This is a genomic window from Actinoplanes sp. NPDC049316 (genome assembly GCF_040677315.1).
GTDB lineage: Bacteria > Actinomycetota > Actinomycetes > Mycobacteriales > Micromonosporaceae > Actinoplanes.
This window is the reverse complement of the sequence record NZ_JBFAQM010000002.1, coordinates 376,610-400,070: the sequence shown is the minus strand read 5'-3', so window position 1 is coordinate 400,070 and position 23,461 is coordinate 376,610. Positions and strand designations below refer to the sequence as shown.

At 72.5% G+C, this 23,461-nt stretch carries 23 protein-coding genes and 1 pseudogene; 19 read left to right on the top strand and 5 right to left on the bottom strand.

What is annotated here, in order from left to right; genetic code table 11:
* The first annotated feature begins 612 nt into the window (after positions 1-612).
* From AB0K03_RS04400 to AB0K03_RS04365, 8 genes are all read left to right on the top strand, one after another.
* Entirely contained in the window at positions 613-1,290 is a 678-nt protein-coding gene (locus AB0K03_RS04400; RefSeq protein ID WP_364680307.1) for a sigma-70 family RNA polymerase sigma factor, read from the top strand.
* The gene (locus tag AB0K03_RS04395) at positions 1,290-2,060 is read left to right on the top strand and encodes a zf-HC2 domain-containing protein (RefSeq protein WP_364680305.1); all 771 of its coding nucleotides are present in this window, start codon (positions 1,290-1,292) and stop codon (positions 2,058-2,060) included. Before AB0K03_RS04400 ends, AB0K03_RS04395 begins: the two co-directional genes overlap by 1 nt.
* Before the next feature lie 265 nt (positions 2,061-2,325).
* The gene (locus tag AB0K03_RS04390; RefSeq protein WP_364680302.1) at positions 2,326-3,030 is read left to right on the top strand and encodes a hypothetical protein; all 705 of its coding nucleotides are present in this window, start codon (positions 2,326-2,328) and stop codon (positions 3,028-3,030) included.
* Between the two features lie 200 nt (positions 3,031-3,230).
* Complete coding sequence (locus tag AB0K03_RS04385; protein ID WP_364680299.1) at positions 3,231-4,019, top strand: DUF4142 domain-containing protein; 789 nt, start codon at positions 3,231-3,233, stop codon at positions 4,017-4,019.
* A 102-nt stretch (positions 4,020-4,121) separates the two neighbouring features.
* Positions 4,122-5,414, top strand: coding sequence for a Pecanex-like protein 1 (locus tag AB0K03_RS04380; RefSeq protein ID WP_364680296.1), 1,293 nt, complete (start codon positions 4,122-4,124; stop codon positions 5,412-5,414).
* A 339-nt stretch (positions 5,415-5,753) separates the two neighbouring features.
* Positions 5,754-6,662, top strand: a complete 909-nt coding sequence (locus AB0K03_RS04375; protein WP_364680294.1) for a DNA-3-methyladenine glycosylase 2 family protein — start codon at positions 5,754-5,756, stop codon at positions 6,660-6,662.
* 108 nt (positions 6,663-6,770) lie between these two features.
* Complete coding sequence (locus AB0K03_RS04370; protein ID WP_364680292.1) at positions 6,771-7,523, top strand: ROK family protein; 753 nt, start codon at positions 6,771-6,773, stop codon at positions 7,521-7,523.
* Position 7,524: 1 nt separating this feature from the next.
* Positions 7,525-8,274 (top strand): HAD family hydrolase, encoded by a 750-nt coding sequence (locus tag AB0K03_RS04365; protein ID WP_364680290.1) that lies wholly within the window; start codon positions 7,525-7,527, stop codon positions 8,272-8,274.
* Between the two features lie 90 nt (positions 8,275-8,364).
* Here the strand turns inward: AB0K03_RS04365 and AB0K03_RS04360 are convergent, their stop codons facing one another.
* A complete protein-coding gene (locus AB0K03_RS04360) occupies positions 8,365-11,412 on the bottom strand; it encodes an EAL domain-containing protein (protein ID WP_364680287.1) in 3,048 nt (1,015 codons plus the stop codon).
* A gap of 81 nt (positions 11,413-11,493) precedes the next feature.
* Between AB0K03_RS04360 and AB0K03_RS04355 the strand changes: the two genes are divergently transcribed.
* From AB0K03_RS04355 to AB0K03_RS04310, 10 genes are all read left to right on the top strand, one after another.
* Positions 11,494-12,144 (top strand): 50S ribosomal protein L11 methyltransferase, encoded by a 651-nt coding sequence (locus AB0K03_RS04355; RefSeq protein WP_364680285.1) that lies wholly within the window; start codon positions 11,494-11,496, stop codon positions 12,142-12,144.
* Positions 12,145-12,236: 92 nt separating this feature from the next.
* A complete protein-coding gene (locus AB0K03_RS04350; RefSeq protein ID WP_364680282.1) occupies positions 12,237-13,460 on the top strand; it encodes an NRAMP family divalent metal transporter in 1,224 nt (407 codons plus the stop codon).
* A gap of 21 nt (positions 13,461-13,481) precedes the next feature.
* On the top strand, positions 13,482-14,243 hold the full coding sequence (locus AB0K03_RS04345) for a 5-oxoprolinase subunit PxpA (protein ID WP_364680279.1): 762 nt from the start codon (positions 13,482-13,484) through the stop codon (positions 14,241-14,243).
* Entirely contained in the window at positions 14,240-15,007 is a 768-nt protein-coding gene (locus tag AB0K03_RS04340) for a putative hydro-lyase (RefSeq protein WP_364680276.1), read from the top strand. Before AB0K03_RS04345 ends, AB0K03_RS04340 begins: the two co-directional genes overlap by 4 nt.
* A complete protein-coding gene (locus tag AB0K03_RS04335; protein WP_364680273.1) occupies positions 15,004-15,621 on the top strand; it encodes an allophanate hydrolase subunit 1 in 618 nt (205 codons plus the stop codon). The genes AB0K03_RS04340 and AB0K03_RS04335 overlap by 4 nt, the downstream gene beginning before the upstream one ends.
* Complete coding sequence (locus AB0K03_RS04330) at positions 15,618-16,460, top strand: biotin-dependent carboxyltransferase family protein (protein WP_364680271.1); 843 nt, start codon at positions 15,618-15,620, stop codon at positions 16,458-16,460. Before AB0K03_RS04335 ends, AB0K03_RS04330 begins: the two co-directional genes overlap by 4 nt.
* A gap of 34 nt (positions 16,461-16,494) precedes the next feature.
* Positions 16,495-17,136 carry a GntR family transcriptional regulator gene (locus AB0K03_RS04325; RefSeq protein WP_364680268.1) on the top strand — a complete coding sequence of 214 codons (642 nt, stop codon included), beginning with the start codon at positions 16,495-16,497 and terminating at the stop codon, positions 17,134-17,136.
* 20 nt (positions 17,137-17,156) lie between these two features.
* The gene (locus AB0K03_RS04320; protein ID WP_364680265.1) at positions 17,157-17,825 is read left to right on the top strand and encodes a class I SAM-dependent methyltransferase; all 669 of its coding nucleotides are present in this window, start codon (positions 17,157-17,159) and stop codon (positions 17,823-17,825) included.
* A 74-nt stretch (positions 17,826-17,899) separates the two neighbouring features.
* The gene (locus AB0K03_RS04315; RefSeq protein WP_364680264.1) at positions 17,900-18,427 is read left to right on the top strand and encodes a SigE family RNA polymerase sigma factor; all 528 of its coding nucleotides are present in this window, start codon (positions 17,900-17,902) and stop codon (positions 18,425-18,427) included.
* The gene (locus AB0K03_RS04310; protein WP_364680262.1) at positions 18,424-19,575 is read left to right on the top strand and encodes a hypothetical protein; all 1,152 of its coding nucleotides are present in this window, start codon (positions 18,424-18,426) and stop codon (positions 19,573-19,575) included. Before AB0K03_RS04315 ends, AB0K03_RS04310 begins: the two co-directional genes overlap by 4 nt.
* A 7-nt stretch (positions 19,576-19,582) precedes the next feature.
* Here the strand turns inward: AB0K03_RS04310 and AB0K03_RS04305 are convergent.
* The 4 genes and pseudogenes from AB0K03_RS04305 to AB0K03_RS04290 form a co-directional block, all read right to left on the bottom strand.
* Positions 19,583-20,512 (bottom strand): annotated as a pseudogene (locus AB0K03_RS04305) (NAD-dependent epimerase/dehydratase family protein); the annotation flags it as partial.
* Positions 20,513-20,533: 21 nt separating this feature from the next.
* Positions 20,534-20,662: a hypothetical protein gene (locus tag AB0K03_RS04300; RefSeq protein ID WP_364680260.1), complete on the bottom strand. Its 129-nt coding sequence runs from the start codon at positions 20,660-20,662 to the stop codon at positions 20,534-20,536.
* A gap of 47 nt (positions 20,663-20,709) precedes the next feature.
* Positions 20,710-21,447 carry an SDR family oxidoreductase gene (locus tag AB0K03_RS04295; protein ID WP_364680258.1) on the bottom strand — a complete coding sequence of 246 codons (738 nt, stop codon included), beginning with the start codon at positions 21,445-21,447 and terminating at the stop codon, positions 20,710-20,712.
* A 107-nt stretch (positions 21,448-21,554) separates the two neighbouring features.
* Positions 21,555-21,905 carry an Lsr2 family protein gene (locus AB0K03_RS04290; protein WP_364680256.1) on the bottom strand — a complete coding sequence of 117 codons (351 nt, stop codon included), beginning with the start codon at positions 21,903-21,905 and terminating at the stop codon, positions 21,555-21,557.
* Between the two features lie 294 nt (positions 21,906-22,199).
* Here AB0K03_RS04290 and AB0K03_RS04285 point away from each other — a divergent pair, with 294 nt between their 5' ends.
* Complete coding sequence (locus AB0K03_RS04285) at positions 22,200-23,318, top strand: GH12 family glycosyl hydrolase domain-containing protein (RefSeq protein ID WP_364680253.1); 1,119 nt, start codon at positions 22,200-22,202, stop codon at positions 23,316-23,318.
* Positions 23,319-23,461: the final 143 nt, after the last annotated feature.

Sequence of the window (23,461 nt, the reverse complement as noted above, 5' to 3'; positions counted from 1 at the left end):
GGTGGTGCGCGGTGTCCGCATCGTGGGCCGCTGGCGGGTTCGCCTGGCCGGACCCGCCGCGGTCGACCGTTCGGACCGCCGCCCGGCCGGTTCGGACCGCCGGTCGGCCCAGCGGAAGGCGGCGGGTCGGCCGACGCCACACCGCAGCACCACCCTGCGGAGGGGCGATATGAAGCTTTCATCCCTTTCGGCGGTAAGTGGCGGACCTGCTCACCGTCGCCGCCGTACTACTCCTAGCGAAGCTCTGAACCGTGATCCACGACCTTCGGTGATCGCGGCATGACGCCCCGCCGACAATGGATCCATCGAGCGCGGAGAGTGCGCACCGCGCGTCTGTCGACTCCGGCTCGACGCTGAGTATTATTCGCGTGCCCCTAGGCCCATATCGGGACCTATGGATGGATGTTGCGCCCCCCATGCGCGCCCCGGCCTGCCCGCTCCGGCGGTGGTCCGGTGTGCCTGACGTCCCTGGAACCGGAGGACCCTCTTGCGACTGCGTGTCGATGCCGCCCCGCCTCCCAGGATCCCGGAATTTTTCCCGCACGCTTTGATCCCGGCGGGTGCCCCCGGCCGTATGACAGGCGACGGGGAAAGCACCGGCAGGAGGAATCGATGCATGCGACGGTCATGGAGCGGCTCGCGCCGGCTGGGGAGCGCGTCATGACGCAGCAGCGTTCCGGGGGCCGGTGGCAGGCGCTCGACGGAGGCCGTGGTGCGGACAATGATGACGCCGTGATGCCGCGACAGGCCCGCCATGAGGCCGGGTCCGCGACCGCGAGTCACGAGGACACACTCGTCCGGATGCTCTACGAGGAGCATGCGGGACCGCTGCTGATGTTCGTGCTCCGCCTCACCGGCGGGGACCGGCAGCGGGCCGAGGACATCGTGCAGGAGACGCTGCTGCGGGCGTGGCGCAATGCCCACCGCCTCGGCGCCCAGGGGCAGCAGTCGCTGCGGCCCTGGCTGGTCACGGTGGCCCGGCGGATCGCGATCGACGACCACCGCAGCGTCAGCGCCCGCCCGCCGGAGACGTACGACCGGGAGCTGGAGAGCTTCCCCAGTACGGCCGACGACACGGATCGGGTCCTGCAGCTGATGACGGTCACGGATGCCCTGCGTACGCTGAGCCAGTCGCACCGGGAGATCCTCGTCGAGACGTACTTCCGCGGCCGCACCGTTCCGGAGGCCGCCGAGGTTCTCGGCCTGCCTCTGGGTACGGCGAAGTCGCGTGTGTACTACGCCCTGCGGGCCCTGCGTACGGCTCTGCAGCAGCGGGGGGTGACGGAGTAATGACACAGGAACAGCACTTCGACGTCGCCGCGTACGCCCTGGGCGTGCTCGACGAGCGCGACGCCGCCCGCTTCGAGGACCATCTGATCGACTGCCCGGCGTGCGCGATCGAGCTGGAGTCCCTGCTGCCGGTGGTGGACATCCTCTCGGATGTCGACGCCGACGCTCTGGTGGCCACCGAGCAGTCGCGCCGCGACGGCATGGTCCTGAAGAAGATGATCGGCGAGGTGCGGCAGGAGCGGCGGCGGGCCAACAGCCGACGGCTCTATTCGCTGGCCGCGGCGGTCGTGGTCTTCGCCATGCTGTCCATCGGCGCGCTCTTCGCCGGGGCGCAGTGGATGGCCCCCGACCAGCAGAGCCCGCAGGCGGCGCCGCCGCGGTCCAGCAAGAACCTCGACCCGCTGCCGCTGGCCAAGGGCGGTCTCGGCGGTACGCCGCTGGCCGGCGAGGTGCTCACCAACACGGACTCGCGGACCAACGTGACCGCCTCGGTGGGCTTCGAGCCGAAGGACTGGGGCACCCAGGTGTCGTTCGCCGTCTCCAACGTCAAGGGCCCGCTGACCTGCCGGCTCGTCGCCGTCCGTACGGACGGCAACTCGGAGGTGCTGTCGACCTGGACCGTGGGGGAGAAGGGCTGGGGCACCGCCGCCCAGCCGGAGCCGCTGCTGCTCCAGGCCGTCACCGCCCTGCCGCGCGCCGACATCGCGCACATCCAGGTGCAGTCGATCGACCCGAAGGGTGCCACCGAGACGCTCGTGCGGGTGCCCTGACGTCACCGTCGACAAAAGCCCGGCCGCCACGCGGCCGGGCTTTTTCGCGCCCGTACGCATTGTCGGCGACGTCATTACGCGGTGCAACGGATGATCGCGAGGGCCTGTCATTCACGGACGCGGGCCGCGATCGGTTCAAAGAATTTTCCGGGAAATTGATTCACCCGATTCTTCAACCGCTGCGGCGGCCGGCGCGTACTACTGCGCGGAACACGGAGATGAAGAGATCGGTTGGAGGGCTCTCGTGGTACCGGAGAAGCGAAAGTTGATCGTCGTCAGCGCCGCGATCGCGGCGGCGTTCGCGCTGCCCGGTTGCGCTCCCGCCGGCTACAGCGGCAGCGACTATGGCGCCCAGCCGGCCGCCAACGCGGTCGACGCCACCCCCGGCGCCACGGCCGAGCCGACCGCCGGCGCCACGCCGGGCGCGGAGACCGAGGACGGCGCCGACGAGGCGTCCGACGCCCCGGAGCTCAGTGAGGACGAGGTCACCACGGAGCTCAAGGCCGCCAAGGTCAAGCGCATGGGCGAGACCGTCCAGAACGAGGACGGCTTCGTGCTCTACCGCTTCGACAAGGACAAGGTGAAGCCCGAGGTCGTCTCGAACTGCAACGACGAGTGCGAGAAGGTCTGGCCGCCCGCGGTCATCAACAAGGGCGAGGAGCCGAAGCTCGAGGGCGTCGACTCGGACCTCGTCGGCACGGTCGAGCGCAAGGACGGCACCCTGCAGCTGACCCTCGACAAGTGGCCGCTGTACACGTACATCGGCGACAAGAAGCCCGGCCAGTGGAAGGGCCAGAACGTGGCCGGCTCCTGGTTCGTCGTGACGCCGGAAGGCAAGAAGAACCTGACCTGCCTCCCGCCGCCGTCGAAGGCCGTCGCCCCGCCGGCCGGCGACGAGGAGAACGGCGACTCGCAGGACAGCGGCGGCGACGCCGGTTCCGACAGCTCCGGGTCGGACTACAGCTACTGAGTGTCAACCCGGCCGGCCGGCGCTTTCCCATCGGCGCCGGCGGCCGTACCCATGACGAATCACCGCCCATAAGTTCTCTTTAAGTCGGGCGTAAGAAGTTCATTTTCCATTGCGACACCGCAACACCTGCTCATAGCGTTTCCGGCGTTCCACCGCGGTTCGCCGGAATCGTTTCCCCACCGTCGTCGGAGGTGTGATACATGATTGCCGCTCGCTCTTCTCGCCGGCTTCAGCGCTGGCTGGTGGGCGTCTCGGCAATGACCCTGGCGTTCCTGCTGGCTCCCGCCGGCGCTGCCCGGGCAGCCGATGCGACGCCGGTGCCGGTCCCGCCGAACGACGGGCTGACCGACAACGGAGCCGGCACGGTCACCCCGGCGGACCGGGACTTCGTCATCAAGGTCCGGCTCGCCGGCCTGTGGGAGATCCCGGCCGGCAACATGGCCGCCGAGAAGTCGGAGAACCCGAAGATCCAGGAGATCGGCCGCGCCATCTCGGCCCAGCACGTCGTGCTCGACAAGCTCGACATCGCGGTCGCCAAGAAGCTGGGCGTCGCGCTGCCGAATCAGCCGAACGGCGATCAGCAGGGCTGGCTCAACGAGATGCGCAACGCGCCCACGAGCCGGCAGTTCGACCAGATCTACGTCGACCGGCTCCGCGCGGCGCACGGCAAGATCTTCCCGGCGATCGCGACGATCCGGTCCAGCACCCGCAACGACTCGGTGCGCAGGCTGGCGCAGCAGGCCAACCAGTTCGTCATGACGCACATGACCCTGCTGGAGAGCACCGGCGTCGTCGACTACTCCCAGCTGCCGACGCTTCCGCCGCCGGCCGCCGCCAATGGGCCGGTCCCGGTCGACAACGCGATGCTCGCCGCGGCGAGCAGCTCGGGTGGCGTACCGGGCGTGAGTACCTCGGTCATCCTGCTCGTCCTCGCCGGCGCGCTCGTGGCCGGCGTGGTGACCACCATGCGCATCTTCCGGGCGCGGTAGCCCCGCGAACGGTTCCCGACCTGGCCAGCCGACCAGGCCGTACGGCAGTACCTCCAGGCGGCTCCACCGCCCGCCACGTGTGGACAGAGAAAGGTGTCAGCAATGCGAAGGTCGCAGTACCGGCGCGAATCCAAGTACTCCAAGTGGTTCACCGGTCGGCGCCGGATCATCGCCGCGGTAGCCACCTTGGTTGCCTTCGGCGGCATCGTCACCGTCACGCAGGTGTCGGACGCGAGCACGAAGCGTTCGACCCAGCGCGCTCTGGCCGCTTGCAACAACATCCAGGCGCCGAAGAAGTCGAAGCTCTCGACCGAGACGCGGCGGGGCACCTACACCACGAACAAGGGCCGGGTGACCCAGCACGCCGACGACGGCTCGGGCGACGTCCCGACCACCGAGCAGATGCGTGCCCGCTGCCGCCAGTGGGTGATGCAGAACGCCGGCAACAACCAGGGTGGTAACAACCAGGGTGGCGGCGGTGCGAACCCGGCCCCGTCGAACAGCACCGCGGCCGGCGGCCAGAACGGTGGCCAGAACGGTGGCGGCCAGAACGGCGGCCAGAACGGCGGCCAGAACGGCGGCGACAACGGTGGTAACAACGGTGGTAACAACGGTGGTAACAACGGTGGCGGCGCCGCGACCCCGCCCCCGGGCGCTGGTCTGGGCATCCTGACCAACAGCTGCGCCACCAGCCGGCTGACGCCGCACGACGGCTTCCAGAACGGCAACCGCTGCGTCTCCACCGCGTTCGGTGAGGTCGGCGCGCAGGAGAACAACCCGTCGCTGCTCATCACCGAGGCGCCGGCCCAGGTTCAGCCGAACACGCCGTTCACCCTCAAGGTGAGCACCCGCAACCTGATCCGCGACCGGTTCCTCGCGGCCGGCCAGGGTGGCTACTACGTCGAGTCCGCCGTGCTGCAGGACGGCATCGTCCGCGGCCACTTCCACACCGCCTGCCGCATGCTGGACAGCACCAACGAGGCCCCGGACCCCGCTCCGGTCCCCGCGTTCTTCGTCGCGACCGAGGACCGGCAGGGCGGCCGGGCCCCCGACACCGTGACGATCCAGGTCCCGGGCCTGCCGCAGCAGGGCACCGCCCAGTGCGCCTCGTGGGCCGGTGACGGCTCGCACCGCATCCCGATGATGCAGCGCGCCAACCAGACCCCCGCCTTCGACGCGGTCCGCATCGAGGTCGGCGGCGGCGGCAACGGCGACCAGGGCGGCCAGAACAACGGTGGCCAGGACCAGGGTCAGCAGCAGGGCGGCCAGGACCAGGGCCAGCAGCAGGGCGGCCAGCAGCAGGACCAGCAGCAGGGCGGCCAGCAGCAGGACCAGAACCAGCAGCAGGACCAGAACGGTGGCCGCAACGGCGGTCGCAACGGCAACAACAACTAGGTACGGAGCCCTGCCGCACCCGGGAACCGAACCCCGCGGGGCCGCGCCACCTCTGACATGGCGCCGCCCCGCCGGGGACCCCCCGTCGGAACCCGGACGCCGTCCATCCCCCTGAGGACGGCACCCGCGGCAGGCGGTCCGAGTAGGTAATCGGCTGACGAAAGGAGGCGCGGGAACCGCTCGGGCCGAGCTACCAGCTCCGCCGCCGGGTGACGCGGACCGACTCGGGTGTCCGCCCACCCTCCCCGATGGCCCTGACCGGGAGCGCGGTCAGGGCCATCGGCATGCCCGGGAAACGAGCCGGGCAGCACGACCTGGCAGGTCCGTATAGTGGCGCGGGTGACGACGACGGTGAACCGCCGGCTGCGGCCGCCGGAGGGATACCTCTTCTCGAGGACGCTGCGGTCGTTGCTCGTCGTCCGGCACGACCCCTGCGGCAAGCTGGCCGACGGCGAGTTCTGGCTCGCTGCGCGTACCCCGGACGGGCCGGCGACCCTGTGCCTCGCGCGCGAGGGCGCGGAGCTGAGGGCGACCGGGCACGGGCCCGGCGCGGGCTGGATCGCCGAGCGGGCCGACGCCGTCGCCGGGCTGCGGGACGACCTGGGCGACTTCCCGGCCATGGCGGCCGGGCATCCGCTGGTCGCGCGGCTGGCCAAGACCTTCTCCGGGGTACGGTTCCCCGCCACCGGCCTGGTGTTCCACCGCCTGATCCGGGCGGTGCTGGAGCAGAAGGTGACCGGTATCGAGGCGCACCGGGCGTACCGGGCCATGGTGCGGCACTTCGGGGAGCCCGCGCCCGGGCCGGCCGGGCTGCTGCTGCCGCCCGATCCGGAGGCGGTGGCCGCGACGCCGTACTGGGTGTTCCATCCGTTCGGCGTCGAGCAGAAACGCACCCAGGCCTTGCTGCGCTGCGCGGTCGAGGCGGCCCGGCTGGAACGGTGCGGGGACAGCGCCGAGGCGACCCGCCGGCTGACCTCGATCCCGGGCATCGGACCGTGGACGGCGGCCGAGGTGGTGCGCACGGCGTACGGCGACCCGGACGCCGTCAGCGTGGGCGACTACCACATCCCGAACACCGTGGCGTGGGCGCTGGCCGGCGAGGCGCGCGGCACGGACGCGCGGATGCTCGAGCTGCTGGAGCCGTACGCGGGGCATCGGGGCCGGGTCTGCGAGCTGCTCGCGGCGGGCGGCATCATGGCGCCGCGCTTCGGCCCCCGCATGCCGATCCGCTCCTTCGCCCGCTTCTGAGGAGCGCGAAGGAGCGCGCGAAGGAGCGCGCGAAACCCGGGGGCCGCGGCGGCGGAATGCCGCGAAGAGCCCCGTTTCCGGCGAGGCCGGAGCTGGCAGACTGCAGGTGTGGCTTTCACGTTGACGATCGACTGCGGCGGCGGCGGGATCAAGGGGTCGGTGCTCGACGAGGCCGGCACGATGCGCGCGCACCCGTTGCGCGTGCCCACGCCGTACCCGTTGCCTCCGGATCTGTTCGTGAAGACGCTGGTCGGGCTCGGTGAGCGGTTGCCGACGGCCGACCGGGTGACGGTCGGCATGCCGGGCATGCTGCGGCACGGCGTCGTCGTGGCGACGCCGCACTACGTCACGCGCAGCGGGCCGCGGACGAAGGTCGATCCCGAGCTGGTCGAGGCCTGGCAGGGGTACGACGCGCGCACGGCGCTGGCCGAGGCGTTCGGGCTGCCGACGCTGGTGCTCAACGACGCCGAGGTGCACGGCGCCGGGGTCGTGGCGGGGACCGGGTGCGAGCTCGTCCTGACCTTGGGTACGGGCCTGGGCTGCGCGCTCTTCGACGGCGGCGCGCTCGCCCCGCACCTGGAGATGTCGCAGGCGCCGGTGCGGTGGGGGATGAGCTACGACACGTACATCGGGGAGCACGAGCGCCGGCGGCTGGGGGACGCGCTCTGGTCGCGCCGGGTGCGCAACGTCGTGGAAGGGCTGCGGCCGGTGTTCCTGTGGGACCGGCTGTATCTGGGCGGTGGCAACTCGCGCCTGATCACGCCGACGCAGCTGGCCCGGATGGGCGACGACGTGGTCGTGGTGCCGAACACCGCGGGCATCGTCGGGGGCGTGCGCGCCTGGACGCTCAACGCCCGCTGAGATGCTGCCCTCCCCGGTCGCGTTGCTCCTCGACTTCGGTGGCGTGCTGGCCGAGGCGCCCCGGCCCGATCCCGCGCCGCCGGGGCTGGTGCTGCGGCTGTACAACCTGACGGACGGCGTGCTGTCGCCGGGGGAGATCAACCGTGCGCTGGTCGAGGGCGCTCAGGCGTACGCGCGATGGCGTGACCGTGACGAGCCGGACGAGCTGGCGCACGCGGAGGTGTGGCGGCGCTTCGTCACCACCGGCTGGCCGCAGCGCGCGCAGGAGGCCGTACGCGTCAACGCCGCCAAGCTCAGCTACGACTGGACCTGGCGGCCGGCGTGGGCGCTGCGTCCCGGCGTGCCCGAGGCGTTGCGGGCGGCCCGGGCGGCCGAGCTGCCGATGGCCGTGGTCAGCAACACGTTGTGCGGGGCGGCGCACCGGGACTTCCTCGCGAAGGCCGGCGTCGGTGGGCTGTTCGCCGCGCAGATCTACAGCGACGAGGTGGGCGTACGCAAACCGAACCCGGAGATGATCTGGCATGCCACCCGCCGGCTAGGCGTGCCCACCGAGGAGTGCTGGTACGTGGGCGACAGTTACCGGCGTGACATCGTCTGTGCCCGGCGCGCGGAGACTGCCGTGGCGATCCTCATGCGCTCGCCGCGTACGGCCACCGAGGACGCCGACCCGGTGCCGGACGTGGTGGTGGACGACGGCTTCGGGTTGCGCGACCTGTTGCCGTACGGCGCGGGCGACCCGCCTACTCGGTGAACTCGGAGGCGGAGACGACGCGGCTGAAGTCCCCGGCGGCGAGGTCGGAGCGGCGGATGACGAACCGCGCGCCGGGTCTGCCCGAAAAAGCTACGCGGCGATGGGTTGCGGGTTGCGCAACCAGGTCAGCGCCTCGGTGGCGTCCAGCGGCGACGAGTAGTAGTAGCCCTGGCCGAGCGGGCAGCCGAGCTGGGCCAGGATCCGCCGGTGCGTCGCGTCCTCGATGCCCTCGGCGACCACCGTGAGGTTGAGTGTCTGGGCCAGGCTGACGATGCCGCGGACCAGCGCGAGCTGCTGGTCGTCGCCGACCATGTCGTCGATGAACATCTTGTCGATCTTCAGCACGTCGATGGGACGCTGGCGCAGGTAGCCCAGCGACGAGTAGCCCGTGCCGAAGTCGTCGATGGCGATCCGGACGCCCATCTCCTGCAGGACCGCCAGGTCGGACCAGATCCGCTCGTCGTCGCCCATCAGCAGCGTCTCGGTGATCTCCAGCATCAGTGCCTGCGGCGGTACGCCCGCGTAGTCGAGCGAGGCGCGGACCTGCTCGACGAAGCCGGACTGCCGGAACTGCCGGACGGAGACGTTCACGCTGACGTACGGCTGGCGCGTACGCGGCAGGATCCGCCGCCACTGCGCGACCGTGTGCAGGGCCTGGTCGAGCACCCAGCGTCCCATCGGCACGATGAGCCCGCTCTCCTCGGCGACCTCGATGAACTGGTCGGGCGCGATGAGCCCGCGGACCGGGTGGTGCCAGCGGACGAGCGCCTCGAAGCCCACGGCCTCGTCGGTGACCAGGTCGACGATGGGCTGGTACTGCAGCACGAAGTGGCCCTCGTTGACCGCGTGGTCCAGCGCGGAGCGCAGCTCGAGGCGTTCCACCATCGCGCTGTGCAGGTGGCTCTGGTAGCGCCGCCACCGGTTCTTGCCGGCGCCCTTGGCGACGTACAGCGCGAGGTCGGCCTGGCGCAGCAGCTCGTCGGCGTTGTCGGCCTCGGGGGTGGTGGTGATGCCGATGCTCGCGACCGCCTGCAGCATCTCGCCGTCGACGACGATGGGGGCGGCCAGCGCGGCGAGGATGCGCGAGGCGGTCTCCTCGACCGCGCCGGGGTCCTGGACGTTCTCGACCAGCGCGGCGAACTCGTCGCCGCCGATGCGCGCCGCGGTGTCGTCGGCGCGCAGCGCCCCGGAGATGCGTTCGGCGACCGCGATGAGCAGCTGGTCGCCGACGGCGTGCCCGAGCGTGTCGTTGACGATCTTGAAGTCGTCGAGGTCGATGAAGAGCACGCCGACCACCGAGCCGTCGCGGGCGCCGCGGGCCAGGGCGTGCTGCAGCCGGTCGGCGAACAGGACCCGGTTCGCCAGGCCGGTGAGCGAGTCGTGGAAGGCCTGGTGGGTGAGCTCGCGTTCGAGCCGCCGCCGCTCGGTGACGTCGCGCAGCGTCACGACCAGCCCGGCGACGGTCTGGTCGGCGCGCAGGTCGCGCAGGTGCATCTCGAGGAGCACCTCGGTACGCCGCCGCCCGACCGCCCGGAAGTCGAGCCCTTCCGGCGTCGAGTCGCCGGCCCGGACCCCGGTCAGCACGCCGGCGAGGCGGACGCGGTCACCCGGGTGGATGATCTCGGGCAGCCGTACGCCCACCGGGTCGGCGCCGAGCACCTGGACCGCGGAGGGGCTCGCGTACCGGACCCGGTCCTCCTCGTCGACGATGAGGATGACGTCGGAGGTGTTGAGCACGAGCGTGCGGAAGTACGCCTCGCTGTTGCGCCGGATCACCTCCTGGCTGAGCGCGATCCGTTCCAGCGCCAGCGCGACCTGGGTGGCGAGCACCTCGAGCGCGCGCTGCAGCCCCAGCAGCGCCGACGTCGGGCCGCCGACGTGCAGCACGCCGACCAGCGGGTCGCCGGTGGGGCGGTCGGCCAGCACGAGCGGGCAGCGCAGCACCTTGTTGAACTGGGTCAGGCGGACGGCCACCGCCCAGTCGACCTCGCGGGTGGCGACCAGGCGCGCGGCGGTGCCGGTGGCGCGGTCGAGCTCCGACTGGGCCGCGGCCTCGGCCGAGATCGGCTGTTCCGGCTCGGTGAACGCCATGGCCAGCACCACCCGGTGCGGCACGTCGGCGGGGAGCAGCTGTGCGACGGCCTTGCGGACGGCACCGGCGACCTCGTCGGCGTCGGCCGCCGAGACCAGCGCCGCGGAGGCCTCGCGCAGGCCGCGCTCGCGGGCCAGGGCCAGCCGGTGGCTGCCCATGAGCCCGGCCATCCGGGCCAGCACCAGCAGGAACGTGCAGGCGCTGAGCCCGGTGATCACGTACGGGTTCCGGACCTGCCCGTCGTGCGCGACCTGGAGCACGAGCACCGCCGGCGCGATCAGCGAGGCCAGGCCCAGCAGCGCCAGCCGGGTCCGGCCCAGCTCGGTGGTCGGCCACGGCGCGGCGTGGGTCAGCTCGGTCATCGACGGGTGCAACGCGGCCAGACCTGCGGCGGCGTACCAGGGGAGGGGGCCGAGCGTGGTCAGGTGGCCGAACCCGTCCCGGTAACCGGCCACGTCGGTGACCACCAGCGCCAGCAGCCCGGCGGCCAGCAGTCCCGCGGCGGGCAGTCGACGGCCGCAGGCGGTGAGCAGCCGGACGAGCAGGGCGAGGCAGAGCAGATCGCCGATCGGGTACGCCAGCGACACCCAGCGGTCCGCGGCGGCCAGGCCGGCGTCGCGGATCTGCGGATCGATCACCAACGTCCAGGCCAGCAGCGTCACGCCGCAGGCGAGGGTGAGGGTGTCCAGCAGCCCGCCGCGGTCGCGGCGCCCGCCGATGCGGTGACGCACGAACAGCAGAAGAGCGACCGCCAGCATCGGGTAGACGGTCAGGAGCAGGGCGGTGCCCACGGCCGGGAGCACCGGTACGGCGGGATCGGTCCGGGCCGCGCCGCCGAGTGCCGAGAGGGCGACGGCGGCGGCGAGAACGTGCCAGGGAGCGCGCGCGACCGGTCTGTACCGGCGGAGGCCGAGCGTGACGGCGAGCGTGGCGGCGAGGCCGGCGGCGAGGCGTACGGGCGTGTGCCAGCCCGGCTCGGCGACCTGCACCACGGCGAGAGCGAGCATCAGGGCGCCGAAGACGGCGGCTGTGAGCCGTGTCGGCATGCTGCTCCCTCCGGCGGCTCTGGACGACGACGCTGGCCCCCTGATCGGTCCCGCGCCGCGTCAGCTGAGCAGAATCGCAGGGTGTCCACCTCAGCTGAGTTCGTCCGCGCGCACACGCGGCTCGCGCCCGTACCCTTCGTCCCCGAGCTCGTGCTGCACCAGGCCGAGGAACCGATCGAGCTCTGGGAGCTGACCGAGGCGGGCGGCGCGGAGCAGCCTCCGCCGTTCTGGGCGTTCGCGTGGGCGGGCGGCCAGGCGCTGGCCCGGCACGTGCTGGACGACCCCGCGCTGGTCGCGGGCCGCGACGTGCTGGACCTGGCGACCGGATCGGGCCTGGTCGCGGTGGCCGCGGCCAGGGCGGGCGCGCGGTCGGTGACCGCCAACGACATCGATCCGCGGTCGCTGGCCGCGGCGCAGGCCAACGCTTGTGCAAATGGCGTGAAGGTCGCGCTGATCGAGGGAGACCTGCTGGAGACCGGGTACGCCGACGCCGGGGTCGTGCTCGCCGGCGACGTGTTCTACAGCCGCGAGATGGCCGCCCGGGTGCTGCCGTTCCTGCGCGCGGCGGCCGGGCGGGGCGCGTTGGTGCTGGTGGGAGACCCGGGGCGGGCGTACCTGCCGACGCAGGGCATGGTCCGCCGGGCGACGTACGACGTGCCGGTGAACGAGGCGCTGGAGAGCGTGCCGATGCGCCGTACGAGCGTCTGGCAGGGGCATTTCACGTACCGGTAGGAGCAGATTGTTGAACAACTCTTGTGCGATCGTTCAACAATCCCTAGCGTCAGCGGTGCCTCCGTTCGTCCCATCCCGATCGAGGAGTGCCGATGTCCGTGGACGTGACCGCCCCCGCCAAGACCCGCCGGACCGCCCTCATCGGGGCGATCTTCCTCATGGCCACCAGCGCCATCGGACCCGGCTTCATCACCCAGACCACCACCTTCACCGCGAAGCTGGGCGCCGCGTTCGCCTTCGGCATCCTCATGTCGGTCCTGGTGGACTTCGTCGTCCAGATGAACATCTGGCGCATCGTCTCGATCAGCGGCCGGCGCGCGCACGAGATCGCCAACGCGGTCGTCCCCGGCGCCGGCCACCTGCTCGCCGTGCTGGTCATCCTCGGCGGGCTGGTGTTCAACATCGGCAACGTGGCCGGCTCCGGGCTGGGCCTCAACGCCGCGCTCGGCCTCGACCCCAAGCTCGGCGGCGCGATCAGCGCGCTCATCGCCGTGGTCATCTTCGCCGTGAAGCGCGCGGGCATGGCCATGGACCGGCTGCTCATCGTGCTGGGCCTGGTCATGATCGTGCTGACCGTCCACGTCGCGATCGTGTCCGGGCCGCCGGTCGGGACCGCCCTGAAGCAGACGGTGCTGCCCGACGACATCGACTTCGCCGCGATCACCACGATCATCGGTGGCACGGTCGGCGGCTACATCACGTACTCCGGGGCGCACCGGTTGCTGGACAGCGGCACCGCGGGGCCCGAGCACGTCCGCGAGGTGACCCGGGGCGCGCTCACCGGCATCGCCGTCACCGGGCTCATGCGGTTCGTGCTGTTCCTGGCGATCCTCGGCGTGGTGGCCGGCGGCGTCGCCCTCGACACCTCCGGCAACGCGACCGCGCAGGCGTTCCGCTCGGCGGCCGGCGAGTTCGGCGAGCGGGCCTTCGGCATCGTCCTCTGGGCGGCGGCCATCACCTCCGTGGTCGGCGCGGCGTTCACCTCGGTGTCGTTCTTCAACGCGTTCTCGGCCAAGCTCACCGCAGGCCGCCCGCGGTCCTGGGCGACGGTCGGCTTCATCGTTGTCAGCGCCGTCGTCTACCTGCTGATCGGGACGCCGCCCGCGGCCCTGCTGGTCTTCGCCGGCGGCTTCAACGGCCTGATCCTGCCGATCGGCTTCACGATCCTGCTGTACGCGGCGTGGCGCCGGCGGGAACTGCTCAAGGGGTACGCGTACCCGGTGTGGTTGCTCGTGCTCGGCGTCGCCGCTGCCGCCCTCACGTGGTACATGGGCATCACGTCGGCGCGCACGATCTTCGACTACCTGGCCGGCTGACGGGCGAGAGCAGGAGGAGACATGGACCTCAACAGCGACCTCGGCGAGGGCTTCGGCACCTGGAGCCTCGGCGACGACGCGGCGATGCTCGGGATCGTCAGCAGCGCCAACGTGGCCTGCGGCTTCCACGCCGGCGACCCGCGTACGCTGCTCGCCACCTGCGAGCAGGCCGTGTCGAGCGGCGTGGTCATCGGGGCCCAGGTCGGCTACCGGGATCTCTCCGGCTTCGGCCGGCGCTTCATCGACTACGAGAACGACGACCTGGTCGCCGAGCTGATCTACCAGATCGGCGCCCTGGACGGCCTGGCCCGCGCGGCCGGTGACCGGGTGCTCTACGTCAAGCCGCACGGCGCGCTCTACAACGCGGTCGTGCACCACGAGCAGCAGGCCGCCGCGGTGGTCGACGCGGTCCGCCGGTACGACCCCGACCTGCCCGTGGTCGGCCTGCCCGGCTCGGAGCTGCTGCGGCTCGCCGAGGACGCCGGGCTGCGGACCGTCCGCGAGGCGTTCGCCGACCGCGCCTACAACCCCGACGGCACGCTGGTCTCCCGGCGCCTGCCCGGTGCGGTGCTGCACGACCCCGACGAGATCGCCGAGCGCATGGTGCGGCTGGTCACCGACCGCACGCTGGTGGCCGTCGACGGCTCGGTGATCAAGGTGGAGGCCGACTCCATCTGCGTGCACGGCGACTCGCCGGGCGCGGTGGAGACGGCGCAAGCCGTGTACGACGGGCTCACGGCCGCGGGCGTACCCATCACCGCCTTCGCCGGAGGCGGCGCATGAGCGCCCCGGCCGCCCTGCGTGAGCGGTTCCGGGCCGGCCTGGTCCGGCCGACGGCCGGTCTCGCGCCCGGCGTGGCCCAGGCCAACCTCATCGCCGTGCCCCGCGACTGGGCCTGGGACATGCTCCTGTACGCCCAGCGCAACCCCAAGCCGTGCCCGGTGCTCGACGTGACCGACCCGGGCTCGCCGGCCACCGTCCTGGCGCCCGGCGCCGACCTGCGCACCGACCTGCCGCTCTACCGGGTCTGGCGCGACGGCGACCTCGTCGAGGAGGTCCCGGACGCGACCGCCGCCTGGCGCGACGACCTGGTCGCGTTCCTCATCGGCTGCAGCTTCAGCTTCGAGGCCTCCCTCATCGAGGCGGGCATCGAGGTCCGGCACATCTCCGCCGGCAGCAACGTGCCGATGTACCGCACCACCCGCGACTGCCGGCCGGCCGGGCGGATGCGCGGCGAACTGGTCGTCTCGATGCGGCCCGTGCCGGCGGACCGGGTCGCGCAGGCGGTGACGATCAGCGGCCGGTTCCCCGCGGTGCACGGCGCGCCGGTGCACGTCGGCGATCCGGCCGGGCTGGGCATCGGCGACCTCGGCAGGCCCGACTTCGGCGACCCGGTGGAGATCCGGCCGGGCGAGATACCGGTCTTCTGGGCGTGCGGCGTCACCCCGCAGGCGGCTGTGATGGCCTCGCGGGTGCCGTACGCGATCACCCACGCACCCGGCCACATGTTCGTGACCGACGTGCCCGACACGGAATACGAGGCATGACCAGATTCCTGCAGTGCGGGCGGGAGGCCGTGCTCGCCGAGGTGGACGACCTCGACGCGGCCCTCGCCCTGTACGCCGCCCTGCGCGCGGCCGACCTTCCCGGGGTCACCGACCTGGTGCCGGCGGCCCGTACGGTGCTGATCCGGCTCCACCCGGAGATGACGTCCCCGGCGGCGGTCCGGGAGGCGGCCGCGGCCCTCGAGCCGGACGGCGGCGCGCCCGCGTCCGCCGGGACGGTCGAGATCCCGGTGGTCTACGACGGCCCCGACCTCGCCGACGTCGCCGAGCACCTGGGAGTCACGCCGGACGAGGTGGTCGCCCGGCACACCCGGGACCCGTGGACCGTGGCGTTCGCCGGGTTCGCCCCCGGCTTCGGCTACCTGACCGGCGGCCACCCGAGCTTCGACGTGCCCCGGCGGCCGACGCCGCGGACCCGGATCCCGGCCGGCTCGGTGGGCCTGGCGGGCCGGTTCTCCGGCGTCTACCCCGGCGACAGCCCGGGCGGCTGGCAGCTGATCGGCAGCACCACCGAACGCATGTGGGACCTGGATCGGCGCGAGCCCGCGGTGCTGCTGCCCGGCGTACGGGTGACCTTCAAGGCGGTGCGGTCATGATGACCGTGCTGCGGACCGGCCCGCTGGCCGTGCTGAAGGACGCGGGCCGGCCGGGTCACGCGCACCGGGGTGTGGCGCCGTCGGGCGCCGTGGACCGGGCCGCCTACGCCCGCGCGAACGCGCTGGCCGGCAACCCGCCCGGCGCGGCCGTCCTGGAGTGCACGCTGGGTGGCCTGCGGGTCCGCTTCGACGAGCCGGCGGTGGTCGTGCTGACGGGCACGGACGCCGTGCTCACCGTCGACGGCGAGCGGACCGGGGTGGAGGAGGTCGTCGAGGTGCCCGCCGGCGCGACGGTCGGGGTCACCATGCCGCGGCGGGGGCTGCGCAGCTATCTCGCCGTACGGGGCGGCTTCGACGTACCGCCCGTGCTGGGCTCGCGCTCGACCGATCAGCTCGGGATGGGCCCGGGCCGGCCGGCGCCCGGCGACGTCCTGCGGATCGGCCCCCCGCCCTCCGCGCCGCCGGTCCCCGTGACGGTCGAGCGGCCGGGCGACGGCCCGCTCGAAGTCGACCTCGGCCCGCGCGACGACTGGTTCACCGCTGAGGCGATCGAGACGTTCCTGAGCAGCCCCTACACGGTGACGCCGGCGAGCAACTCGGTGGGCCTGCGCCTCGACGGCCCGGCGCTGACCCGCTCGCACACCGCCGAGCTGCCCAGCGAGGGCGTCGTCCGCGGCTCGGTGCAGGTGCCGCCGGACGGCCGGCCCATCGTGTTCCAGGCCGACCATCCGGTGACCGGCGGGTATCCGGTCATCGCCGTGCTGACCCCGGAATCCGCCGACCGCGCCGCGCAACTGCGCCCGGGCGCCACCGTGCGCTTCAGCCGCGCGCCCGGCTGACGGGTGCCCGCGGAGAGCTGGTTGACTGGGAGCTGTGACGACCGTGGAGAGGCCGGGCTCCGCCGCGCGGGCGGTGGAGCAGCTGCGCAACTCGATGATCAACGGCGAGCTGGCGCCGGGCACCCGGCTCGCCGAGACCTCGCTCACCGGGCCGCTCGGCGTCTCCCGCAACACCCTGCGCGAGGCGTTCTCCACGCTGATCGAGGAAGGCCTGCTGGTCCGCGAGCCCAACCGCGGCGTCTTCGTGGCCACGCTCAGCCCGGCGCAGATCGCCGACATCTACCGCGTACGCGTGCTGCTCGAATGCACCGCCCTCGCGCAGGCGCCGATCGACCCGCCGCGGGCGCAGGGCCTGCGCGCGGCCGTCACCGAGGCCCGCGCCGCGGCCGAGGCGGGTGACTGGCGCGGCGTGGGCACGGCCAACATGCATTTCCACGAGCAGATCGTGGCGCTCGCCGGGAGCCCCCGCCTGGACGGCTGGATGCGCCAGCTCACCGCCGAGCTGCGCCTGGCGTTCGCGGCGGCGCCCGACCCGGCGGTCCTGCACCGGCCGTTCGTGGCGATGAACGACGACATCGCCGCGCTGTACGAGGCCGGCGATCGGGACCGCGCCGCCGACATGCTCCGCGACTACCTGCTGACCTCCGAGCGGGTGGTCCTCGGCAACCTGCCGTAGCGAGCGGCCGCGGGTGGGCGATGCGGCACGATGGCCTCGTGGCAGACATCATCGATTCCGCGATCAACGACTACGTCCTGACCCACAGCACGGCCGCCGACCCGGTCCTGCGCGACCTGGCGGCCGAGACCGCCCGGTCGTTCCCCGCCGCCGCCGGCATGCAGATCAGCCACGACGAGGGCGAACTCCTGACCATGCTGGTCCGGCTGACCGGCGCCCGGTTCGCCGTCGAGGTCGGCGTCTTCACCGGTTACTCGGCGATCTGCATCGCCCGGGGCCTGGCGCCGGACGGCCGCCTGCTCGCCTGCGACGTGTCCCCGGAGTGGACCGCGGTCGCGCGCGCCTACTGGCAGCGGGCCGGGGTGGCCGACCGGATCGAGCTGCGGCTCGCGCCGGCCGTCGAGACGCTGCGCGGCCTGAGCGCCGACCCGGTCGTCGACTTCGCCTTCATCGACGCCGACAAGACCGGGTATCCGGACTACTACGCCGAACTGCTGCCCCGGCTGCGGCCGGGCGGGCTCATCGTGCTCGACAACGTGCTCCGCGGCGGCCGGGTCCTCGACCCGGCCGCGAACGATCCGGCGGACGAGGCGATCCGCCGCATCAACGACCTGGTGGCGGCCGACGAACGCGTCGACTGCGTGATGCTGCCGGTGCGCGACGGGGTCACTCTGATCCGCAAGCGCTGAAAGCCGGCGCACTCGTGCAACCGTTTCCGGCGCCGCGGACGACGGAGGGGTGAAGGCGCGCCGAAGGGAGCGGAATGCGGGCCGATCAGGAACGTGAGTACACCGAGTACGTGGCCGGGCGGCTGCCCCGCCTGCATCGGACCGCGTACATGCTCTGCGGGGACGCGCACCGGGCCGACGACATCGTCCAGGCCACGCTGACAGCCCTCTACGTGAACTGGAAACGGGTCGCGGCGGCGGACAACGTGGACGCGTACGTGCAGAGCATCCTCGTGCGGCGCTACCTCGACGAGCGGCGGCTGCGGTGGTCCCGCGTGCGGCTGGGCGGCGTCCCGGCGCACGCGGTCTCGACCGCCGCCGCCGAGCACGGCATCGTCGAGCGCGACGCGCTGGTCACCGCGCTGCGGGCGTTGCCGAAGGGGCAGCGGGCCGTGATCGTGCTGCGCTACTTCGACGACCTGTCGGTGGAGGCCACCGCGGAGGTGCTCGGCTGCTCGGCCGGCAACGTCAAGAGCCAGTGCTCCCGCGGGCTGGCCGCCCTGCGCGACGCCCTCAACCCGGCCCACGTCGGTACCACGCAAGGATCGAGGGATGGATCATGATGGGTGAGCAGGACGTACGGGAACGCTTGCAGGCGGTCGAGGTGCCCGGCACCCGGCTGAGCGTGGAGACACTGGTCGCCGGCGGCCGCAAGCGGGTTCTGCGCCGCCGCGCCGTGCAGGCGGGCTGCGGGGTGGCTCTCGCGACGGGACTGCTGGTCGGCGTTCCCTCGGTGCTGCTGAGGCCCGGCGGGGGCCCCGACGAGACGGCCGGTCCGTCGCTGCGGACGGTGCAGTGCGCGGCGACCAGCCTGCCCATCCCCGACGGCATGAACGCCGTTCAGGCTGCCGGGATCGATCCGGGCGGCCGCTACGTCATCGCGAACGACCTGCGCACCAGCAAGCTCAGCACGCCGGAGGGGAAGCTGGCCGGGGTGGAGAAGTCCCAGCCGATCCAGTGGACGGACGGCATGCCCCAGGTGCTGCCCAAGGTCGGTGATTGGGTGCGGGCGGAGGCCGTCAGCGCCGGCGGGGTGGTGGCAGCGGTCGCGGGCCCCAAGGACAAGTGGGCCGATTCCGTTCTCCGCTACGTCGCCGGCGTCCCGGAGAAGATGACCCCGCCGACCGGGAAGTGGACCTTCCGCGAAGCCGCGATCAACGCCCGGGGCGACATCATCGTCAACGGCAGCCGGAAGGGCTCCGGGGACCGTACCGACGCCGTACTGCTGTGGAAGGCCGGATCGGCGACGGCCACGAGACTGCCGCTTCCCGCGTACGCCGAGGGCACGAGCATCCTCGACGACGGCTCGGTGCTGGGCAGCGTCGTGTCGAAGGGTGATCTCACCTCGTACGTGTGGGACGAGCAGGGCCGAGGGCGGGCGCTGACGGCGCCGGCCGGACAGCAGGGTGCGGTCAACAACGCCCACGGCGACTGGGCGACGGGCAACCTGTGGCCCTCGGGTCAGGTGGCCCGGTGGAACCTGCGCACCGGGGAGATGACCGCGCTGCCGGTCAACGCCCCCGCGCACGCCGTCAACGCCGAGGGGTGGATCGCCTCGGACGGCACGGTGCTGCGCGACGACGCCAAGGTTCAGCTGACCACTCCGGGCGGTGGGAAGGCGGAGCCGCTCCAGATCTCGGACACCGGCGTCGTGCTGGGCGTGCCCTTCGACGACGGCTCGACTGTGATCACCTGGAGGTGCGGCGACTGACAGCCGCTCAGTACGGGTTCCCGGAGCCCGGCAGCCTGCCGCGCAGCACCCCACCGAGGCGGCCGGGCAGATCCGGCGCCCCGGAGAGCGGCGGGCTGTCGGTGTGCGCCCGGTCGGCCATCCCGGCCACCAGTTCCTTGAGCGCGTGCACCGCGCCGGTCAGCGGGCGCCAGCCCAGTTCCGCGGCGATGCGGTCGCAGGACATGAGCGGCGCCTTCAGGCCCAGGCGTACCCAGCCGACGTCGACGGGTTGTAGGCGCAGCCGCCAGCTCAGGTCGGCGGCGCCGCGCAGCAGGAACCCGGGTACGGGGACCTCCCGGCCGTGGAACGCCTCGGCGGCCACGGCCGGGTCCAGCACAGGACCGGCGGCCACGTTGAACGCGCCGCGCACGTCGGAGGCGAGCGCCCGGGCGTACGCGTCGGCCACGTCGTCGGCGTGCACCGCCTGCACCCGCAGCCCCGGGTGCGACGGGACGACCGGGATCCGGCCGAACCGCAGCAGCCGCGCGGGCAGCAGCGGGCCGGCGAAGTAGCGGCCGATCTCCGTACCGACGTCGCGCTGGAAGATGAGCCCGGGGCGCAGCCGCACGATCCGCAGCGTGGGGTGGTCCGACTCGGCGCGGTCCAGCAGCGCCTCGACGAGCGCCTTGTGCCGGCTGTACGAGGAACCCTTCACCCCGGTCCTCGGATACGCCTCCGTGACGTACGCGTCCTTGGGGCCGGGCGCGTAGGTGCCGACGGAGGACGCGTACACGAGCGAGGGGACGCCCGCCCGCAGGACGCCCTCGACGACCGCGTGGCTGCCCAGCACGTTGGTCCGGAACAGCCGCCGCTGGTCGTGGCTGGGCTGGATCTGCCACGCCAGGTGCACCACCGCGTCGGCGCCCCGGAAGATCTCGGCCAGCCGCCGGGGCGCTTGCGGCGTACCGATGTCGCAGGGGTGCCATTCGACGGCGTCTTACGGCACGGTGTCCGTACCGGGCAGCCGCCGCACGACACCGGCCAGATCCATCCCGGGCTCGTTGCGCAACCGGCGCAGCAGCGCCGTGCCCGCGTTACCGCTCGCTCCCACGATGACGACTCGCATGCTGCAAGCCCTACCCGGGCAGCCGGGGTTGAACCCTGGCCCCTTTCCTACCGGGAGCGGGCGGCCTTGCCGGCGTACATGCGGTCGGCGATGCCGGGCAGGGCCGCGGCCGCGAGCATGGAGAGGCGGTAGCGCCACGGGACGACGATGCGGCGGCGGGGCCGGCGCAGGGCCCGCTCGATCGCGTCCACGACCACGCCGGGGCCGGGCAGCCTGTCGGCGTCGCGCGCGTTCATCTCGGTGCCGATGCGACCGGGTTCGATCAGCGTCACCCGCACGCCGGTGCCGGCGACCTCGCGCCGGACGGAGTCGGTGATGCCGCGCAGCCCGAACTTCGTCGCCGAGTAGACGCCGCTGATGCCGACCTCGCCGGCGACCGAGCCGATGTTCACGATGGACCCGGCGCCGGCGGCGAGCATCGCGGGCAGCACCGACCGCATGAGCCGGATCGGCGCGAGCAGGTTGACCTCGACCATCGCGGTCAGCGCGGCGTCGTCGAGCCGGACCGTGGCGGGGCCGCCGAGGCCGGCGTTGTTGATCAGGACGTCGATCCGGCCGGTGACGCCGAGGGCCGTCGCCGTCAGCGCCTCGACAGCCGCCGGGTCGCGCAGGTCCGCCGGGACGGCCACGGCCTCGCCGCCGGCGGCCCGGATCTGCGCCGCGACGGCCGCCAGCTCGTCACCGCGGCGCGCGGCCAGGACGACGGTGGTGCCCGCGCGGCCGAGGCGCAGCGCGGCGGCCCGCCCGATTCCGCCGGATGCTCCGGTCACGATCACGACTTGCATTTCGCCTTCAGTCCGTTTGTGGGTGGTGGTGGGGTGGTGGGACCGGGCTCTCTCACGAGAAACGGCGTCGCCGATGCGGCGACGCCGTTTCCCCGGCCGGCGGACGATTATCGCTTGTTGTGGTACGCCTCGACGATGGAGCTCGGGATCCGGCCCCGCTCGGAGACCTCGTAACCGTTCTTGCTCGCCCACTCGCGAATGGCCTGATTCTGGTCGCGGGTGGCCCGGCCGGTGCTCGCCGCGGCGGCGCCACGGCGGGTGGAACGGGCCTCTGCGCCGCCCCGGCCGACCCGGGTGGCGACCGACAGATACGGGTCCAGGGCCTTGCGCAGCTTGCCGGCGTTCTTCTCCGACAGGTCGATCGTGTAGCTCACCCCGTCCAGTCCGAATTCGACCGTGCGGTCGGCCTCGCCGCCGTCGAGGTCGTCGGTCAGAAGGGTGATTACCTGCTTGGCCATGATGTGGTCGCTCCTACAGCGGTCATTGTCGTATGCGGTGCTTGTCGTCGAAATTGTCGCGCGAATTCATTCTGTCGCCGGGGCGGGTCCGAGGCAAATTGCACCCGCGCATGTCGCGTTCCGATCCGCCGGCCCGGAAAGACTCGCCCGGGGCCGGGCGAAGGGCCGCCCGGCGGGGTCGACCTCCGGAAACTTCGTCGCAACACTTCTCAGGTTCGTCAATGTGTTGTACGTTGCCTGGGAGCGCTCCCACGCACCCCCGTCCCCCCGGGATCCCCTCACCAAGGAGCTGTCATGAGACGCGCCATCCGCGCTGTCGCCGCCGCTGTCCTGCTCGCCGGCGCCGGTGTCACGGCCTTCGTCGGAGCCGGCCCCGCGCAGGCCGACACGCAGATCTGCGACCAGTACGGATCCACCACCATCGGCGGCCGGTACGTGGTGATGAACAACCGTTGGGGCACCAGCGCCCAGCAGTGCATCAACGTCACGAGCACCGGATTCGCCATCACCACTCAGAACGGCGTCGGCAGCACCAGCGGCGCTCCGGTGTCGTACCCCGCCGTGTACTACGGCTGCCACTACACGAACTGTTCGCCGGGCACGAACCTGCCGATGCAGCTCAGCTCGATCAGCAGCGCGCCGAGCAGCATCTCGTACAACTACGTCAGCGGCGCGACCTACGACGCGGCGTACGACATCTGGCTCGACCCGACGCCCAAGCGCGACGGCGTCAACGCCATGGAAATCATGATCTGGTTCAACCGGCAGGGCTCCATCCAGCCGATCGGCTCGGTCGTCGGCAACGCCACGGTCGGCGGCCGGACCTGGCAGGTGTGGCAGGGCAGCAACGGCTCCAACAACGTCGTGTCGTACGTGGCGCCGTCCCCGCTGTCCAGCTGGAGCTTCAACGTGCTGGACTTCGTCAACGACACGAAGACCCGCACCTCGGTGACCAACTCCTGGTACCTGACCAGCATCCAGGCGGGCTTCGAACCGTGGATCGGCGGCGCCGGCCTGGCGGTCACCAACTTCTCGGCCCAGGTCAACAGCGGCACCCCGCCCACCGGCCCGACCACCCCGCCGCCGGGCGGCAGCACGGCCTGCCGGGTCACGTACGGCACCAACGCCTGGAGCAACGGCTTCACGGCCGACGTGACGGTGGCCAACACCGGCAGCAGCGCGGTCAACGGCTGGGCGCTCGCGTTCACCCTGCCGAACGGCCAGGCCGTCACGAACTCCTGGAACGCCACGCTGACCGGATCGAGCGGCGCGGTGACGGCCCGCAACGTGTCGTTCAACGGCGCCATCCCGGCGGGCGGCAGCACCTCGTTCGGCTTCCAGGGCACCTACAGCGGCACGTTCAGCACACCGTCCACCTTCACCCTCAACGGCACGGCCTGCACCCGGGCCTGAGCCACCCGTCCCGGCCCGCCCCGCGGGCCGGGCAGCGACTGCCCCGCCCCGTCACCGATCAGCCCGGTGGCGGGGCGGCCGGCGTGCCGCGGCCCGGTCAGCCGGTGGCGGCGCGATCGGGGGCCGGCTCGGCTGCCGGGGTT

What these genes read in the sequence shown, in the direction of transcription:
- AB0K03_RS04380 (WP_364680296.1), top strand. Translation starts at nt 4,122, where the DNA reads ATGCGAAGGTCGCAGTACCGGCGCGAATCCAAGTACTCCAAGTGGTTC.
- AB0K03_RS04315 (WP_364680264.1), top strand. Translation starts at nt 17,900, where the DNA reads ATGCGGGCCGATCAGGAACGTGAGTACACCGAGTACGTGGCCGGGCGG.
- AB0K03_RS04295 (WP_364680258.1), bottom strand. Translation starts at nt 21,447, where the DNA reads ATGCAAGTCGTGATCGTGACCGGAGCATCCGGCGGAATCGGGCGGGCC.
- AB0K03_RS04285 (WP_364680253.1), top strand. Translation starts at nt 22,200, where the DNA reads ATGAGACGCGCCATCCGCGCTGTCGCCGCCGCTGTCCTGCTCGCCGGC.
- AB0K03_RS04300 (WP_364680260.1), bottom strand. Translation starts at nt 20,662, where the DNA reads ATGCGAGTCGTCATCGTGGGAGCGAGCGGTAACGCGGGCACGGCGCTG.
- AB0K03_RS04335 (WP_364680273.1), top strand. Translation starts at nt 15,004, where the DNA reads ATGACCAGATTCCTGCAGTGCGGGCGGGAGGCCGTGCTCGCCGAGGTG.
- AB0K03_RS04330 (WP_364680271.1), top strand. Translation starts at nt 15,618, where the DNA reads ATGATGACCGTGCTGCGGACCGGCCCGCTGGCCGTGCTGAAGGACGCG.
- AB0K03_RS04340 (WP_364680276.1), top strand. Translation starts at nt 14,240, where the DNA reads ATGAGCGCCCCGGCCGCCCTGCGTGAGCGGTTCCGGGCCGGCCTGGTC.
- AB0K03_RS04395 (WP_364680305.1), top strand. Translation starts at nt 1,290, where the DNA reads ATGACACAGGAACAGCACTTCGACGTCGCCGCGTACGCCCTGGGCGTG.
- AB0K03_RS04290 (WP_364680256.1), bottom strand. Translation starts at nt 21,905, where the DNA reads ATGGCCAAGCAGGTAATCACCCTTCTGACCGACGACCTCGACGGCGGC.
- AB0K03_RS04360 (WP_364680287.1), bottom strand. Translation starts at nt 11,412, where the DNA reads ATGCCGACACGGCTCACAGCCGCCGTCTTCGGCGCCCTGATGCTCGCT.
- AB0K03_RS04365 (WP_364680290.1), top strand. Translation starts at nt 7,525, where the DNA reads ATGCTGCCCTCCCCGGTCGCGTTGCTCCTCGACTTCGGTGGCGTGCTG.
- AB0K03_RS04385 (WP_364680299.1), top strand. Translation starts at nt 3,231, where the DNA reads ATGATTGCCGCTCGCTCTTCTCGCCGGCTTCAGCGCTGGCTGGTGGGC.
- AB0K03_RS04310 (WP_364680262.1), top strand. Translation starts at nt 18,424, where the DNA reads ATGATGGGTGAGCAGGACGTACGGGAACGCTTGCAGGCGGTCGAGGTG.
- AB0K03_RS04320 (WP_364680265.1), top strand. Translation starts at nt 17,157, where the DNA reads ATGCGGCACGATGGCCTCGTGGCAGACATCATCGATTCCGCGATCAAC.
- AB0K03_RS04400 (WP_364680307.1), top strand. Translation starts at nt 613, where the DNA reads ATGCATGCGACGGTCATGGAGCGGCTCGCGCCGGCTGGGGAGCGCGTC.
- AB0K03_RS04350 (WP_364680282.1), top strand. Translation starts at nt 12,237, where the DNA reads ATGTCCGTGGACGTGACCGCCCCCGCCAAGACCCGCCGGACCGCCCTC.
- AB0K03_RS04345 (WP_364680279.1), top strand. Translation starts at nt 13,482, where the DNA reads ATGGACCTCAACAGCGACCTCGGCGAGGGCTTCGGCACCTGGAGCCTC.